Source organism: Ancylobacter dichloromethanicus (assembly GCF_018390645.1).
GTDB lineage: Bacteria > Pseudomonadota > Alphaproteobacteria > Rhizobiales > Xanthobacteraceae > Ancylobacter > Ancylobacter dichloromethanicus.
In genome coordinates this window covers 1-15,152 of the sequence record NZ_JAHBGC010000046.1, presented here as the reverse complement: position 1 = coordinate 15,152, position 15,152 = coordinate 1, and the positions used below count along the sequence as shown (strand labels likewise).

Below are 15,152 nucleotides of genomic sequence, written 5' to 3'. Positions count from 1 at the left end.
TTGCATGCGAAGCAGCAATGGGCATGTTGCGAGGCCTGAAAGGTTGTGATGCAATGATTTGCAGATAACAGACATGCCCGGTGCATGGGCAGGCAGTCTTCCAGCGGAGACGAGCCTTCGCGGTTTGTCGTCGCCGACTGCCGATACCATTGGAGTTTGCCGATGGAACGGTTGCTCGCCAGAATCCTCGCGCGTATTACGCGCTGCGGTTCACTTACCGTCATCTTTGCGTCCGGGGCCCGCACCGTGTTTGGCGACGGCAGCGGCGATCCGCTCACCGTACGTTTCACCTCCGATTCCTGGCAGCGCCAGATCGTGTTCGACCCCGAGCTGAAGTTCGGCGAGGCCTATATGGAAGGCGGCATGGTGGTCGAGCAGGGCGACATCGCCCAATTGCTCGCCCTGCTGATGTCGCAGGTCGGCCTGGAAGTGCCGAGCGCCAGCGCCAAGCTCTTCCTGCGGCTGCGCTTCCTGTTCCGCCGGCTGGCGCAGTTCAACCCCCGCTCCCGCTCGCAGAAGAACGTCGCGCATCATTACGACCTCGATGGACGGCTCTATTCCCTGTTCCTCGACGCCGACCGGCAATATTCCTGCGCCTATTTCGAGGCGCCCGACCAGACGCTGGACGACGCGCAACTGGCCAAGAAGCGGCACATCGCGGCCAAGCTGCTGTTCGACCGGCCGGGCCTCAGCGCGCTCGACATCGGCTGCGGCTGGGGCGGAATGGGACTTTACCTCGCCGGCCATGCCGGTGCGCGCGTAACCGGGGTCACCCTTTCGCAGGAGCAGCTCGGCGTCGCCCGCTGCCGCGCCGAGGAGCGTGGCCTTGCCGGTCGTGCCGACTTCCGGCTTCAGGACTATCGCGACGTGCCCGGCCCGTTCGACCGCATCGTCTCGGTCGGCATGTTCGAGCATGTCGGCGTCGGCCATTACGACGAGTATTTCGGCAAGGTGGCGGAACTGCTCAAGGACGACGGCGTCGCGCTGATCCACTCCATCGGCCGCTCGGAAGGCCCGGGCATCACCAATCCGTGGATCGCGAAATACATCTTCCCCGGCGGCTACATCCCGGCCCTCTCCGAGGTGTTGCCTTCCATCGAGAAGGCGGGCCTGCTTGTCACTGACATCGAGATTCTGCGCCTGCATTATGCCGAGACGCTCAAGGCCTGGCGCGAGCGCTTCCTCGCCCATCGCGAGGAGGTCGAGCGCCTGTACGACCCGCGTTTCGTGCGGATGTTCGAGTTCTATCTCGCCTCCTCCGAGATGGCCTTCCGCCACCAGGGGATGATGATTTTCCAGATCCAGCTCGCCAAGCGCGAGGGTGTGGTGCCGCTGACCCGCGGCTACATCGCGCAGGGCGAGGCGGCGCTGCGCAACATGGAGAACGAGAGCCGCCCCGGCCTGCGGCTGGCGGGCGAGTAACTCGCTACCGGCGGGACACGGCCCGGGCCCTGCGGGGCGGCGGGGGAAACGCGTCAAGCAAGATTCGGCTTTCCACAGGCCCTCCACAGGACAAAATAGGGCGTGCGCGATTCGCCCCGGACTTATCCCCGGGGCGGCGTTAGCTGTGGCGTCGACCCACCCGCACCCGGAACAGACATGCTCGATTCTCCGAACCGCCCCCCGGCGGAGACCGACGCGACCTATCGCACCGCCCCCCACAACATCGAGGCGGAACAAGCCCTGCTGGGCGCGATCCTGGTCAATAACGAGGCATTCTACCGGGTCTCGGACTTTCTCGAACCACGCCATTTCTTCGAGCCGATCCACGTCGCCATCTACGAGACCACATCGGCACTGATCCGTGCCGGCAAGGTGGCGACGCCGGTGACGCTGAAGACCTTCCTGCCGACCGACTTCGACGCCGCCGGGCTGACGGCACCGCAATATCTCGCGCGCCTCGCCGCCGAGGCGACCACGATCATCAATGCCGAGGACTATGGCCGCACCATCTACGACCTCTCGGTGCGCCGCGACCTGATCCACATCGGCGAGGAGATCGTCAACGAGGCTTATGAGGCCCCGATCGACGCCACGCCGCAGGAGCAGATCGAGGAAGCGGAAAAGCGCCTCTACGAGCTCGCCGAGACCGGCCGCTATGATGGCGGCTTCATGCGCTTCAACGACGCGCTGAAGGAAGCCGTCGACATGGCCAGCCGCGCCTTCCAGCGCGAGGGCCACCTGTCCGGCACCGCCTCCGGCCTCAGCGATCTCGACCAGATGATGGGTGGGCTGCAGCCGTCCGACCTCATCATCCTCGCCGGCCGCCCGGCGATGGGAAAGACCTCGCTCGCCACCAACATCGCCTTCAACGTCGCGGCGGCCTACAGCTCGGAGACGCTGCCGGACGGCTCCATCCGCGCCGTCGACGGCGGCGTGGTCGGCTTCTTCTCGCTGGAAATGTCGGCCGAACAGCTCGCCACCCGTATCCTCGCAGAGCAGGCCGAGATCGCCTCCTACAAGATCCGGCGCGGCGACATCTCCGAGCACGAGTTCGACAAGCTCGCCAGTTGCGCCCAGATGATGCAGACGATCCCGCTCTATATCGACGATACCGGCGGCATCTCCATCGCCCAGTTGCGGGCCCGCGCCCGCCGCCTCAAGCGCCAGCGCGGCCTTGACTTCATGGTGGTGGACTATCTCCAGTTGCTCACCGGCTCGTCCAAGAGTTCCTCGCAGGGGCGCGTGCAGGAGATCACCGAGATCACCACCGGCCTCAAGGCGCTGGCGAAGGAACTGGGCGTGCCGATCATGGCGCTCTCCCAGCTCTCGCGTCAGGTGGAAAGCCGCGACGACAAGCGTCCGCAATTGTCCGACCTTCGCGAATCCGGCTCGATCGAGCAGGATGCCGACGTGGTGATGTTCGTGTTCCGGGAGGAGTACTACCTCAAGGGCCGCGAGCCGAAGGAAGGCACCGAGGAATGGTTCAAGTGGGACCAGGACATGAAGGCGGCGCAGGGCATCGCCGAGGTGATCATCGGCAAGCAGCGGCACGGCCCGACCGGCACGGTGAGGGTGGCGTTCGAGGCGCAGTACACCCGGTTCTCCTCGCTGGCGCAGGGCGACCGGCTTCCGGCATCGTGAGGACGCCGCTGTGACCTCCCGCGACATTCCGCTCGCCGAGGCCGGCGGTCTCCTGACCATCGACCTCTCGGCACTCGCCGCGAATTATCAAGAGCTGGCGCGCCGCGTGGCCCCGGCCGCCTGCGCCGCCGTGGTGAAGGGCGACGCCTATGGCATCGGCCTCGCGACGGCCGCCACCACGCTGTGGCAGGCCGGCGCGCGCAGCTTCTTCGTCGCGCTGCTCAGCGAGGGCCGCGCGCTGCGCGACCTGCTGCCGGATGCCGAGATCTTCGTGCTCAACGGCCTGTTCCCCGGAACCGAGACCGCCTATCAGGACCACGACCTGCGGCCGGTGCTGGGCAGCGCGCCGGAAATCGAGCGCTGGCAGCATTTCTGCGAGCGCATCGGCGAGGCGCGGCCCGCCGCGCTCCATGTCGACACCGGCATGAACCGGCTGGGGCTGACCCCGGCCGAGGCGGTACATGTCGCCGAGGGCCGCGACGAACTCGGCTTTCCGCTGTCGCTGCTGATGAGCCATCTCGCCTGCGCCGACGAGCCCGACCACCCGCTCAATGCGCGCCAGTTGGAAGATTTCCGTGCCATAGCCGCCCTGTTCCCCGGCGTGCGGGCCTCGCTGTCCAATTCGGCCGGTGCGCTGGGCGACCCGGCCTATCATTTCGACCTCGTCCGGCCGGGCATCGCGGTCTATGGCGGGCGCCCGCGGGCGGATGTCGCGCCGCTTCGGCCGGTGGTGCGGCTGGAACTGCGCATCGCCCGGATTCGCCATGTGCACGAGGGCGAAACCGTCGGCTATGGCGGCGCCCACACCGCCATCCGCCCCTCGCGCGTCGCCATCCTCTCCGCCGGTTACGCCGACGGCATCCCGCGCCTCGCCGGCGCCTCGGACCTGTGCCCGGGAGCGGAGGCGGTTGTGGCCGGCCATCGCTGCCCGCTGATCGGCCGCATCTCGATGGACCTGCTCGCCGTCGACATCACCGACATTGCCGAGGACGCGGTGCGGCCCGGCGATTTCGCCACGCTGCTGGGCGACGGGCTGACGCTCGACAATCTGGCTCGCCACTCCCGCACCATCGACTACGAGATACTCACCTCGCTCGGCCGCCGCTATCACCGCCGCTCGGCATAGATGGAGCGCTTGCGCCTCGCTGGCACCCGGACACGGACCCCGGCGCGGAACGCCTCGACGACCTCGTCGCCATTTTGCAGCCAGTCGGGTGCGATGAAGGCGCTGCCGATCTCGAACTGGATTTCCACCCGGGTAATGCGGGGGCCCGCCCCTTCCAACCGCTTGCGGAAATGGAAATTGCGTACCTTGTTCCAGGGCTGGCTCTGCCCCGACCAGAGCGTGATGCCCGCGTCATCGACCCGGTAGACGAGAAAGCGGCGCCGCAGCCATAATAAAAAACTGCCGATGCCGAAGGTGAGCGGCAGCAGGGCAATGAACCACAGTAGAAACCTTCCATTCAAACGGGCAATGATCGGCATTTCCAACATTCAAATGTTGAGACCGGAATACCATCGCACAGGACTGCGACTGTATTCAGACACAGGCAAGAGTTGCGCCACCCGCCCTTTCCGCCGATACCCTCGCCGCGATCCCTTCCTGTCCAGGGCCGCGTGAAGCTAGAAGGCGGCTCACACGGCGAAACGTATCGGTTCACCCCATGGCCAAGCGCTCCGCAACCTATATCTGCCAGATCTGCGGCGCCGTTCATTCGCGCTGGCAGGGCCGCTGCGATTCGTGCGGGGCGTGGAACTCGATTGCCGAGGAAGCGAACGCCACCGACACGCTGCCGGCCAATCTGCGCGGCGGGCGCCGGGGACGGCTGATCGCGCTGGAGAGCCTCGCCGGCGCCTCGGAAGACGCCCCGCGGGTACGGGTCGGCATCTCCGAACTCGACCGCGTGGCCGGCGGCGGCATCGTGCCGGGCTCGGTGCTGCTGATCGGCGGCGATCCCGGCATCGGCAAGTCGACGCTGCTGATCCAGGCCTCCGCCGCGCTGGCGGGCGCGGGGCATCGCATCATCTATGTCTCGGGCGAGGAAGCCGTCGCCCAGGTGCGCCTGCGCGCCGAGCGGCTGGGCCTTGCCGGCGCGCCGGTAGAACTCGCCGCCGAAACCAATGTCGAGGACATCGTCGCCACCCTCTCCGAGGGGCGGCGGCCGGTGCTGGTTGTGATCGATTCGATCCAGACCATGTGGACCGACACCGTGGAGTCCGCACCCGGAACGGTGACGCAGGTGCGCTCCTCGGCGCAGATACTCATCCGCTACGCCAAGCGCGCCGGCGCTGCGGTGATCCTGGTCGGCCACGTGACCAAGGACGGCCAGATCGCCGGCCCGCGCGTGGTGGAGCACATGGTCGACGCCGTGCTCTCCTTCGAGGGAGACGGCGCGCATGATTTCCGTATCCTGCGGGCGCAGAAGAACCGCTTCGGGCCCACCGACGAGATCGGCGTGTTCGAGATGACCAATCTCGGCCTCGCCGAGGTCGCCAATCCCTCCGAGCTGTTCCTGTCCAACCGCGACAGCGGCGCCCCGGGCACGGCGGTCTATGCCGGCATGGAGGGCACGCGCCCGGTGCTGGTGGAAATCCAGGCGCTGGTCGTGCCCACCAGCCTGGGCACGCCGCGCCGGGCGGTGGTCGGCTGGGACCCGAGCCGCCTGTCCATGGTGCTGGCGGTGCTGGAGGCGCGCTGCGGCATCAAGCTGGGGGCGCATGACGTGCATCTCAACGTCGCCGGTGGTTTCCGCATCAGCGAACCGGCCGCCGACCTCGCGGTGGCGGCGGCGCTCATCTCCTCGCTCGCGGGCTCGGTGCTGCCGCCCGACAGCGTCTATTTCGGCGAGATCAGCCTCACCGGCGCGGTGCGCGCCGTGCCGCACGCAATGGCACGGCTGAAGGAGGCGGCCAAGCTCGGCTTCACCCGAGCCGTCGCGCCGGAGGCCAAGAGCCCGGCCAAGAATACGGGCAAAGGGCCGGGCTCCGGCCCGCGCGAGCCGGCGGAGGCGCCCCTCGCCATCGACGCCGTCGCCTCTCTTGGGGATATCGTCGCCGCCATCGCCGCCAAGGGCCCGCGCCGGGGCACGCGCGGGCCCCAAGAGGGATGACGCGCGCGCGGCGCCGCGCTATACCTCGCCCGGCCCCCTGCGGAGGCTGGAAACGATAGATTCGCCGCGCTTTCCCACGAAGGCGGGCTCGACCACGGTGAGATCGTCTTGACGCTGCTCGACATCATCCTGCTCGCCGTGATGGTCGTCTCCGGCCTCCTTGCCATGGTGCGCGGCTTCGTCCGCGAGGTGTTCGCCATCGCCTCCTGGCTGACGGCGGCGCTGGTCACGCTTTATGCGTATCCGCACGCCCTGCCCTTCGCGAAGCAGTACATCGCCAATGACACCTTCGCGATGGCGGCCACGGTCGGCACGGTGTTCATCGTCACCCTGCTGATCGTCTCGATCATCACGGTGCGCATCTCCGACCTCGTGCTCGACAGCCGCATTGGCGCGCTCGACCGCACCCTCGGCTTCCTGTTCGGCCTCGCCCGCGGGTTCCTGATCATGGTTGTGGCCTTCCTGTTCTTCAACTGGCTGGTCCAGAACGAGCAGGGGCAGCCGGAATGGATTCGCGATGCCCGCACCAAGCTGGTCTTGCAAAGCGCGGGTGACTGGCTCATCTCCGTACTGCCGGAAGACCCTGAGAGCCTGATCCGCGAAATGCGCAGCTCGAAGGATGCCGAGCCGACGGAGCCGCCACCCGAGCCCCTCACGCCGGGCGCGGTGCCGGCTACTCCGGCTCCGGCAGCGCCGTCGGCGCCTTAATTCGACCGCGCCCATGGGACAAAGGCGTCCCGGGCAGAGTTGCATTCGAGCACAGTGGAGCGGGCGCAGCCTTGAACTGCGCCGAGGAGCGAAGGTCCTATGGCCGATCTGATGGGTGATCACGCGGCGCCGAAATCGGCGGAAGCGGACGACTTCTTCGACGAATACGGGGACACTCTGCGCGAGGAGTGCGGCGTGTTCGGCATTTACGGACACCCTGACGCGGCGGCCATTACCGCTCTCGGCCTGCATGCCCTGCAGCATCGCGGGCAGGAAGCGGCGGGCATAACCACCTATGACGGCAGGCGTTTTCACTCCGAGCGACGTCTTGGCCTGGTCAGCGACGCGTTCTCCGACGGCGAAGCCATCAAGCGCCTGCCGGGGCATATCGCGGTCGGCCATGTCCGCTATTCGACGACGGGCGAGACCGTCCTGCGTAACGTGCAGCCGCTCTTCGCCGAACTCGACGGCGGCGGCTTCGCCATCGCCCACAATGGCAACCTGACCAATGGCCTCACGCTGCGCCGGCAATTGATCCGCGACGGCGCCATCTGCCAGTCGACCTCGGACACCGAGGTCATCCTCCACCTCGTCGCCCGCTCCAAGCGCCCGCGCTTCACCGAGCGATTCATCGACGCGCTGCGGATGCTGGAGGGCGCCTACGCCTTCGTAGGCCTCACCAACAAGAAGCTGGTCGGCGCCCGCGACCCGCTCGGCATCCGCCCGCTGGTGCTCGGCGAACTCGACGGCCACCCGATCCTGACCTCGGAGACCTGCGCGCTCGACATAATTGGTGCGCGCCATGTGCGGGACATCGAGCCCGGCGAGGTCATCGTGTTCTCCTCCGACAAGGTGGAGACGCTGCGCCCCTTCGGCAGCGTGCCGCCGCGCCCCTGCATCTTCGAGTACATCTATTTCGCCCGTCCGGACTCGGTCATTGGCGGCCACTCGGTCTACCAGGTCCGCAAGACCATGGGCATGCAGCTCGCCGCCGAGGCCCCGGCCGACGCCGACCTCGTGGTGCCGGTGCCCGATTCCGGCGTGCCGGCCGCCATCGGCTATTCCCAGGCTTCCGGCCTGCCCTATGAGCTCGGCATCATCCGCAACCACTATGTCGGCCGCACCTTCATCCAGCCGACCCAGTCGGTGCGCGACCAGGGCGTGCGCATGAAGCATTCGGCCAACCGCGCCGTGGTCGAGGGCAAGCGCATCGTGCTGATCGACGACAGCCTCGTGCGCGGCACCACCTCGGTCAAGATCGTCCGCATGATGCGCGAGGCCGGCGCGCGCGAGGTGCATTTCCGCATCTCCTCGCCGCCCATCACCCATCCCGACTATTACGGCATCGACACGCCGGATCGCGACAAGCTGCTCGCCGCCACCCACGACCTCGAAGGCATGCGTCGCTATATCGGCGCCGACAGCCTTGCCTTCCTGTCCATCGACGGCATCTACAAGGCGATGGGCCATGAGGGGCGCGACCCGCTGCGCCCGCAATACACCGACCATTGCTTCACCGGCGAATACCCGACCGCGCTCACCGATCGCGAGGGCGAAGTCTCGCCGCGCCAGCTCTCGCTGCTGGCCGAGGCGAGCTGACCGGCATGGTCGAACTGCGGGAATGGCATCGGGGCCGCTTGATCGACCATGTTTCCCTGGTCGTCACCGACTATGAGGCCTGCCGCCGATTCTATGCGGCGGTGCTCGCGATTCTGGGCGTGCCGCTGGTGGAGGGCGACGGCTATTTCTTCGCCGACGAGCTCTTCGTCTCGCCCGGCGAGCCCGCCACCGGCCGGGCGCATCTCGCCTTCCAGGCGGGCGACGAGGAAACGGTGCGCCGCTTCCACGCCGCCGCCCTCGCCGCCGGCGGGCGCGACAATGGAGCGCCGGGTCTGCGCGGCTATCATCCCGGCTATTACGCCGCCTTCGTGCTCGATCCCGAGGGCAACAACATCGAAGCGGTTTTTCACGGTCCGGCGCGACGCTCCGCGCCCTCCGTGGTCATGACCGACGAGAGCTGAACCTCCGAGGAAATCGCCATGTCCGACCTTCCCGCGGCCGATCCTGCCGCGCGTCCGCTTGCCGGCCGCCATGCCCTCGTTACCGGCGCCACCCGCGGCATCGGCCGAGCGACCGCCCTCGCCCTCGCCTCGGCCGGCGCCCATGTCGTGGCGGTGGGCCGCACCAGCGGCGCGCTGGAGGAACTCGACGACCTGATCGTCAGGGCCGGCTCGACCGCCACGCTGGTGCCGCTCGACATCAAGGATGTCGAGGGCATCGACCGGCTCGGCGGCGCGCTCTATGAGCGCTTCGGCAAGCTCGACATCTTCGTCGGCAATGCCGGCGTGCTCGGCCCGATGACGCCGCTGGCGCAGATCGACCCCAAGGAATGGAACGACACGCTGGCGGTAAACCTCACCGCCAATTGGCGGCTCATTCGGTCTCTTGATCCCCTTTTGCGGCTCTCATCGGCCGGACGCGCCGTCCTGGTTTCCTCCGGCGCCGCCCACAAGGCACGCGCCTTCTGGGGGCCCTATGCCGTCACCAAGGCGGCGGTGGAGGTGCTGGCGCGCACCTGGGCCGCCGAGGTGGAGAACATCTCCAGCCTCAAGGTGAACCTGATCAACCCCGGCCCCGTCCGCACCCGCATGCGCGCCAAGGCGTTCCCGAGTGAAGACCCGAACACGCTCCCGACGCCCGAGGAAGTAGCGCAGGCCATTCTCGCGCTCTGCCTGCCCGGTTTCGCGGAAACCGGCCGGCTCTATGACTTCCCCACGCGCGGTCTCAAGGGATTTGTGGTTCCGGCATGATGCGGCGGTGGGAGAAGATCGCCACCGCGACGACGACTCCCACCAATTGCAGCAGCCCGCCCCCTGCTTCGGCAACGGTCGGCCAGCGCTGCTCGAAGCACAGGCCATAGCCGAGGCCGAACACGGTTTCCGCCACGATGAGCTGGGCGGAGAGCACCATGGGCAGCCGCTCCGAGGCCACCACCCAGCCATAGGTGCCGACCCAGGACCTGACGACGCCGAGCCCCAGCGCCCAGAGCAGGAAACGCTGCGTCGCCGCGCTGTCGGGATCGAGCATCGGCGAGCCGCCGGCGACCAGTGGCAGCAGCAGAAGCGCCAGCGCGCCACAGCCCAATCCCTGCAAGCCAGTCCAGCGCAGCGCGTCCGGCGCGTCCGGCGCGCGCATCACCACGGCATTGGCCATGCCATAGGCGATCCACATCAACAGGGCGAAGACCGACAGGGCGACGCCTCCGAGCAGGCCCCCCACCTCGCCGGAAGACGCCTCCTGCAGGCTGGCCAGGTTGACCACGCCGAGACCGGCGGCGATGAGCAGAAGCGGAAGGCAGAGGCGCCGCCAGGGCAGCGACCGCTCGCGAACATTGGCGACGATCGCCAGCAACACCGGCGCCGTGCCGGTGATCAGCGGCGGCAGCACCGCGCCCGCCAGCAGCACGGCATAGGAAATGGCGAGAAAATAGCCGAACGTGCCAATAGCGCCGAGCAACAGGCCCATCGCCAGCATGCGCCACGACAGGCCGGTCGGGCGAAATTGTGGGATGGCCATCAGCGCCAGGCTCACCGCCCCGAAAATCAGATAGCGCACCACCGAGATATCGAGGGCGGAGAACGGCGCCACCACGCGCGGCGCCACGAAGGCCAACCCCCACAACGCCCCGGTCACGAGGCCAGCGAGAATGCCGATCAGCATGGGCGACGTCCATCGAGGGCGCCCGCGCCAAAGGAGCGCGCCGCCAAATGCCGAATGAAGGGAGAAGCGTCGGCGAAGGCGCGGCGCGGAAGAGATCGCTACTGTAGCGGCGAGGGTGAGCCGAGGCGAGATAAAATCTGTTTCGCCGCAAGAAAGTCACCCGGAAAACGAGTCACCGGCGGGACGCCACGCGACCGAACGCAGGAACCATCCGAGGCGTGGACGCCACCGGACAGACCTATTCCTTCTCCGCGTAGGGATTGTCCTTCTCGCGCAACGTGAGCCGGATCGGCACGCCCGGCAAGTCGAAGCTGCTGCGCAGATTGTTCACGAGATAGCGTACATAGCTCTCGGGCAGGGCATCGGCGCGCGAGCAGAACAGCACGAAGCTCGGCGGGCGGGCCTTGGGCTGGGTGATGTAGCGCAGCTTGATGCGGCGGCCCGAGACGGCCGGCGGCGGATGCTGGTCGGTGGTCTCGATCAGCCAGCGATTGAGCGGATTGGTCGCCACGCGCCGGTTCCACACGTCATGCGCCTGCTGGACCGCGCGCACGAGACGGTCGAGTCCCTCGCCCGTGAGGCCCGACACCAGCACCACCGGCGCCCCCTTGACCTGCGAGAGCCGGTCGTCGGCCTCCTCGCGCATGCGGGTGACGAAGCCCTGCTGGTCCTTCACGAGATCCGACTTGGAGATCGCCAGAACCACCGCCCGTCCTTCGCGCTCGACGAGGTCGGCGATGCGCAGATCCTGCTCCTCGAAGGGATGGGTCGCATCCATCAGCACGATGACGACTTCGGCGAAGCGCGCGGCGCGCAGGCCATCGGCGACCGAGAGCTTCTCCAGCTTGTCGTCGATGCGGGCGCGCTTGCGCATGCCGGCGGTATCGAAGACGCGCAACTCGACGCCGTGCCGCTCCACGTCGACCGCGATGGAATCGCGGGTGATGCCGGCCTCGGGGCCGGTCAGCAGCCGGTCCTCGCCGAGCAATGCGTTGATCAGGGTGGACTTGCCGGCATTGGGGCGGCCGAGCACGGCGACGCGGATGCGCCTTCCCGCCTCGGGATCGTCCTCCTCGTCTCCCTCGTCCGGCACGCACAGGGCGAGCGCGCGGAGAAGATCGCCCATGCCGTCGCCGTGCTCGGCGGAGAGTTCCACCGGCTCGCCGAGCCCCAGCGAATAGGCATCGAGCGTGCCGCTCTCCGATCCCTTCGCCTCGGCCTTGTTGGCGACGAGGATGGTGTGCTTGCCCGAGCGGCGGGCGAGTTCTCCGAAGGCGCGGTCGCTCGGCGTGAGGCCGGCCTTGGCGTCGATCATGAACAGCAGCACGTCGGCATCGGCGATGGCGGCTTCGGTCTGCGCGCGCATGCGGCCCTCGAGCGATTCCGCCTTCGCCTCCTCAAGGCCCGCCGTGTCGATGATACGGAAGGAGAGATGACCGAGCCGCGCGTCACCCTCGCGCCGGTCGCGGGTCACGCCGGGGCGGTCGTCGACCAGCGCCAGGCGCTTGCCGACCAGACGGTTGAACAGCGTCGACTTGCCGACATTCGGCCGGCCGACAATGGCGACGGTCATCGTCATGGGAAAAGCGGGCCTCCGCGCCCGGCAACTCTATTGCGGCGAAGCCGCGCCCGCATCGGCGGCCGTCGCCGTGCCCTCGGCGGGTGGCTCCGTCTGGTAGGGATTATAGCTGGAATTGGCCGGCTGCGGCGGCGGCTGATTGTAGTCAACGCCCGGCACGCCTTCGGGAAATACCGGCGTGCGGGGGCCTGGCAAAGGCTTCTCGCGCTCGTTGAACGGATTCAGCGAGTCGAGGGTCTCGCAGCCGGCAGCAGCGAGCGTCAGGCCGAGCACCGGCACGAGCAGCAGGGCGCGGCGCAGGCGGGACGGTAAAGAGGACGTGTCAGGGCGCATCAGCACCTCCTCACGGCGCGTCGGGAGTTGGGGCTGCCGGCTCGGCAACCGAGGCGGCACCGGGGGACGATGACCCGGTCGCCGGTGCGGCCGGGGCAGAGGCCTCGGGAGCCGGAGCGGCGGCGGGTGCCACCGCGGCCGGCTCGGCGGCCGACGGCGCCGGCGCCGGCGCAGTTGCAGGGGCCGCGGCTGCCGCAGGCAGCGGCATGGACGCGGCTGCCAGCGTGCGCATCAGGTCCGCGCGGCGACGCAGGCCCGGCGGCGTCTGGCCGTCACTGAGGATCGTCGTGAAGGTCTCTGTCGCCGCCTTGTAGTCGCCAGCCTTGTACTGCGCGAGGCCGATGATCTCGCGCGCCGAATTGCGGAAGGAGCCTTCCGGCTCAGTGAGCGGCTTCATCCGGCTTTCGATATCGGCCAGCGAGGCGCTGTCGACGAGCAGCAGCGCCGCCCGCACCTGGGCGACATCCTGCATCAGCGGATTGATCGAGGGGTCCTTGGCCAGCGCGTCGTAATCGGCGACGGCAGCGGCGCGATCGGTCTTGGCAAGCTCGTCGGCGGCACGGAAACGCGCGAGAATGCGGTAGCCGCCAGTACCGTCCTTCTCCAGCGCGGCGAACGCCGCTTCGGCCTCGGCGGTCTTGCCCTCGGTGGCCAGTTTCTGGGCTGCCTCGAACTGCGCGCCCGCTGCGCGGTCCTGCTGCAGCTTCCACCATTCATAACCGCGCCAGCCGGCGACGGCGAGCACGATGAGCACGGCAAGCCCGATCAGATAGGCGCCGTAGCGGGTCCACAGACGCCCGAAACGCTCGCGGCGCAGGTCCTCGTCGATTTCGTTGAAGATGTCAGCCATGAAGCGTCCGTGAGCCACTCGTCGGAGGCCGCCGCCGCGAGACGGGGCAGGTACTGGAAAGGGCCGCGTAAACTACCGATGCGGCTTGAACAAGGCAAATCGCGCAGGGGCCGGGCATTGCACCGCCGGTTCGGCCCTCCCGAACGGGGTTCCTAGCCTTTCTTCGGGGCGTAGACATGCTCCGGGCCGGGAAAGCTGCGGGCGCGCACCTCGCTCGCATAGGCCTCCACCGCCGCGCCGATGGCCGGGCCGATCTCGGCGAATTTCTTGACGAAGCGCGGCACCCGGTCGGACAGGCCGAGCATGTCCTCAAGCACGAGTATCTGCCCGTCGCAGGCGGGCGAGCCGCCAATGCCGACGGTGGGCGGCGCCACCTCCTGCGTGATCTGCCGGGCCAGCGGCTCGGAGATTGCCTCCAGCACGATGGAGAAGGCACCGGCATCGGCGATGGAGCGGGCGTCGTCGAGGATCAGTGCCGCACTCACCTCGTCGCGGCCGAGCGCCTTGAACGAACCGAGCGTGTTGATCGCCTGCGGGGTGAGGCCGACATGGCCCATGACAGGCACGCCGCGGTCGGCGAGAAAGCGCACCGTCTCGGCCATGCGGCGCCCGCCCTCCAGCTTGATGGCGCCCGCGCCCGTCTCCTTCAGCACCCGCGAGGCGGTGGCGAAGGCCTGCTGCGGCGAGCCCTCATAGGAGCCGAAAGGCAGGTCCACCACCACCAGCGCCCGCGCCGAACCACGCATCACCGCCTGCCCCTGCAGGATCATCATGTCGACCGTCACCGGCACGGTGGTCTCCATGCCGTGCATGACCATGCCCAGCGAATCGCCGACCAGCATGAAGTCGACATGGGGGTCGATGAGCCGCGCGGTGTGGGCGTGGTACGCGGTCAGCGAGACGATGGGGTCCCCGCCCTTCCTCGCACGGATGTCGGGTGCGGTGAGACGGCGGGCGACGGACTGGACGGACATGTCAGGCGGTTTCCTCGTTTTCTTGCAAGGGCTTGATCAGCCCATGACCGGCACCCCGACGATGTAGGGGTGAAACCAGAAAGAGAGAACCGCATAAAGCACGACACCCAGGCCGACCGCAACGAGGTCGCCCCACCAGTTCGCCGGGGCCACCGGCAGCGGCGCCCCACGGCGCTTGGCCATGATCCGCATCACCACCGCCCAGGCGAGAATGACAACGGCGAGCGTCACCGTCGCGGCGTCGCCATTGGCGATGAGATGCGCCAGCGCCCAGGTCTTGATGGCCACGAGGAAGGGAAACTTCAGCCGCGCCTTGATGTGGCTCGGCACCAGCGCCGCCACGGCGAAGATGGAGGCGAACAGCATCAGCAGCAGCGCGATATGGCGCAGCGCGACCGGCGGGTTGTAGAGCTGCGCGGGGCCCTCGGCCCGCCACTGGCCGAAGCCATAGGCGATCATCAGCACGCCGGCGACGGCGAGGATACCGTGCACGATCCGATAGGTTGTCACGCCGAACTGGGCGGACACCGCCGCGGCCATCTTGCGCCGAGCGGCAACGATGTGAATGGCGACGAACAGGGCAAGCCCCGCCAGCATCAGGATCATGATCGTACTCCCGGAGTGATGGCGCGCACGCTAGATCGTTTCCAATCCTTGCGCCATCCGCCCGGTAGTCGCACGGCCCGGCCGCCGGTGGGCGCGGGCGCTCATCGGGATGTGTAAACCATAAGCGGCTTCAACCCACATTTCCCAAGTAAGGCGCTGATTTCGCTGTCCTGACCATTATATTTCCT

The 15,152-nt window shown here is 68.0% G+C and carries 15 protein-coding genes; 8 read left to right on the top strand and 7 right to left on the bottom strand.

Going from position 1 to position 15,152, the window contains the following annotated elements:
* The first annotated feature begins 162 nt into the window (after positions 1 to 162).
* From KHC23_RS18960 to alr, 3 genes are all read left to right on the top strand, one after another.
* Positions 163 to 1,422 (top strand): cyclopropane fatty acid synthase, encoded by a 1,260-nt coding sequence (locus KHC23_RS18960; RefSeq protein WP_213374712.1) that lies wholly within the window; start codon positions 163 to 165, stop codon positions 1,420 to 1,422.
* 177 nt (positions 1,423 to 1,599) lie between these two features.
* A complete protein-coding gene (locus KHC23_RS18955) occupies positions 1,600 to 3,084 on the top strand; it encodes a replicative DNA helicase (RefSeq protein WP_213374710.1) in 1,485 nt (494 codons plus the stop codon).
* Positions 3,085 to 3,094: 10 nt separating this feature from the next.
* The gene (alr, locus tag KHC23_RS18950; protein WP_213374708.1) at positions 3,095 to 4,210 is read left to right on the top strand and encodes an alanine racemase; all 1,116 of its coding nucleotides are present in this window, start codon (positions 3,095 to 3,097) and stop codon (positions 4,208 to 4,210) included.
* On the opposite strand, the gene KHC23_RS18945 is transcribed toward alr, so the two are convergent.
* Positions 4,192 to 4,569, bottom strand: coding sequence for a hypothetical protein (locus tag KHC23_RS18945; RefSeq protein WP_246544775.1), 378 nt, complete (start codon positions 4,567 to 4,569; stop codon positions 4,192 to 4,194). The genes alr and KHC23_RS18945 overlap by 19 nt on opposite strands.
* Positions 4,570 to 4,748: 179 nt before the next feature.
* Here KHC23_RS18945 and radA point away from each other — a divergent pair, with 179 nt between their 5' ends.
* The 5 genes from radA (at position 4,749) to KHC23_RS18920 (ending at position 9,712) form a co-directional block, all read left to right on the top strand.
* Positions 4,749 to 6,194: a DNA repair protein RadA gene (gene radA / locus KHC23_RS18940; protein ID WP_213374706.1), complete on the top strand. Its 1,446-nt coding sequence runs from the start codon at positions 4,749 to 4,751 to the stop codon at positions 6,192 to 6,194.
* Between the two features lie 102 nt (positions 6,195 to 6,296).
* A complete protein-coding gene (locus tag KHC23_RS18935; RefSeq protein WP_271188670.1) occupies positions 6,297 to 6,902 on the top strand; it encodes a CvpA family protein in 606 nt (201 codons plus the stop codon).
* 99 nt (positions 6,903 to 7,001) lie between these two features.
* A complete protein-coding gene (gene purF / locus KHC23_RS18930) occupies positions 7,002 to 8,501 on the top strand; it encodes an amidophosphoribosyltransferase (protein WP_373878518.1) in 1,500 nt (499 codons plus the stop codon).
* 5 nt (positions 8,502 to 8,506) lie between these two features.
* Complete coding sequence (locus KHC23_RS18925; RefSeq protein ID WP_213374702.1) at positions 8,507 to 8,923, top strand: VOC family protein; 417 nt, start codon at positions 8,507 to 8,509, stop codon at positions 8,921 to 8,923.
* 18 nt (positions 8,924 to 8,941) lie between these two features.
* Positions 8,942 to 9,712, top strand: a complete 771-nt coding sequence (locus KHC23_RS18920) for an SDR family NAD(P)-dependent oxidoreductase (RefSeq protein ID WP_213374700.1) — start codon at positions 8,942 to 8,944, stop codon at positions 9,710 to 9,712.
* Here the strand turns inward: KHC23_RS18920 and KHC23_RS18915 are convergent.
* The 6 genes from KHC23_RS18915 to KHC23_RS18890 all read right to left on the bottom strand — a co-directional run bounded on the left by KHC23_RS18915 (position 9,687) and on the right by KHC23_RS18890 (position 14,964).
* The gene (locus KHC23_RS18915; RefSeq protein ID WP_213374698.1) at positions 9,687 to 10,622 is read right to left on the bottom strand and encodes a DMT family transporter; all 936 of its coding nucleotides are present in this window, start codon (positions 10,620 to 10,622) and stop codon (positions 9,687 to 9,689) included. The two genes, KHC23_RS18920 and KHC23_RS18915, sit on opposite strands and share 26 nt — an antisense overlap.
* Before the next feature lie 238 nt (positions 10,623 to 10,860).
* A complete protein-coding gene (gene der / locus KHC23_RS18910; RefSeq protein WP_213374695.1) occupies positions 10,861 to 12,201 on the bottom strand; it encodes a ribosome biogenesis GTPase Der in 1,341 nt (446 codons plus the stop codon).
* A 30-nt stretch (positions 12,202 to 12,231) separates the two neighbouring features.
* A complete protein-coding gene (locus KHC23_RS18905) occupies positions 12,232 to 12,534 on the bottom strand; it encodes a hypothetical protein (protein WP_246544774.1) in 303 nt (100 codons plus the stop codon).
* A 10-nt stretch (positions 12,535 to 12,544) separates the two neighbouring features.
* On the bottom strand, positions 12,545 to 13,384 hold the full coding sequence (locus KHC23_RS18900) for a tetratricopeptide repeat protein (RefSeq protein ID WP_213374691.1): 840 nt from the start codon (positions 13,382 to 13,384) through the stop codon (positions 12,545 to 12,547).
* Between the two features lie 152 nt (positions 13,385 to 13,536).
* Positions 13,537 to 14,358, bottom strand: a complete 822-nt coding sequence (gene panB / locus KHC23_RS18895) for a 3-methyl-2-oxobutanoate hydroxymethyltransferase (protein ID WP_213374689.1) — start codon at positions 14,356 to 14,358, stop codon at positions 13,537 to 13,539.
* 36 nt (positions 14,359 to 14,394) lie between these two features.
* Entirely contained in the window at positions 14,395 to 14,964 is a 570-nt protein-coding gene (locus KHC23_RS18890; RefSeq protein WP_213374687.1) for an NnrU family protein, read from the bottom strand.
* Between the last annotated feature and the right edge of the window lie 188 nt (positions 14,965 to 15,152).

Excerpts from the sequence above, each read along its gene's own strand:
- KHC23_RS18960 (WP_213374712.1), top strand. The coding sequence starts at position 163 with ATGGAACGGTTGCTCGCCAGAATCCTCGCGCGTATTACGCGCTGCGGT.
- KHC23_RS18955 (WP_213374710.1), top strand. The coding sequence starts at position 1,600 with ATGCTCGATTCTCCGAACCGCCCCCCGGCGGAGACCGACGCGACCTAT.
- KHC23_RS18945 (WP_246544775.1), bottom strand. The coding sequence starts at position 4,569 with ATGCCGATCATTGCCCGTTTGAATGGAAGGTTTCTACTGTGGTTCATT.
- radA (WP_213374706.1), top strand. The coding sequence starts at position 4,749 with ATGGCCAAGCGCTCCGCAACCTATATCTGCCAGATCTGCGGCGCCGTT.
- purF (WP_373878518.1), top strand. The coding sequence starts at position 7,002 with ATGGCCGATCTGATGGGTGATCACGCGGCGCCGAAATCGGCGGAAGCG.
- KHC23_RS18925 (WP_213374702.1), top strand. The coding sequence starts at position 8,507 with ATGGTCGAACTGCGGGAATGGCATCGGGGCCGCTTGATCGACCATGTT.
- KHC23_RS18920 (WP_213374700.1), top strand. The coding sequence starts at position 8,942 with ATGTCCGACCTTCCCGCGGCCGATCCTGCCGCGCGTCCGCTTGCCGGC.
- KHC23_RS18915 (WP_213374698.1), bottom strand. The coding sequence starts at position 10,622 with ATGCTGATCGGCATTCTCGCTGGCCTCGTGACCGGGGCGTTGTGGGGG.
- der (WP_213374695.1), bottom strand. The coding sequence starts at position 12,201 with ATGACGATGACCGTCGCCATTGTCGGCCGGCCGAATGTCGGCAAGTCG.
- KHC23_RS18905 (WP_246544774.1), bottom strand. The coding sequence starts at position 12,534 with ATGCGCCCTGACACGTCCTCTTTACCGTCCCGCCTGCGCCGCGCCCTG.
- KHC23_RS18900 (WP_213374691.1), bottom strand. The coding sequence starts at position 13,384 with ATGGCTGACATCTTCAACGAAATCGACGAGGACCTGCGCCGCGAGCGT.
- panB (WP_213374689.1), bottom strand. The coding sequence starts at position 14,358 with ATGTCCGTCCAGTCCGTCGCCCGCCGTCTCACCGCACCCGACATCCGT.
- KHC23_RS18890 (WP_213374687.1), bottom strand. The coding sequence starts at position 14,964 with ATGATCCTGATGCTGGCGGGGCTTGCCCTGTTCGTCGCCATTCACATC.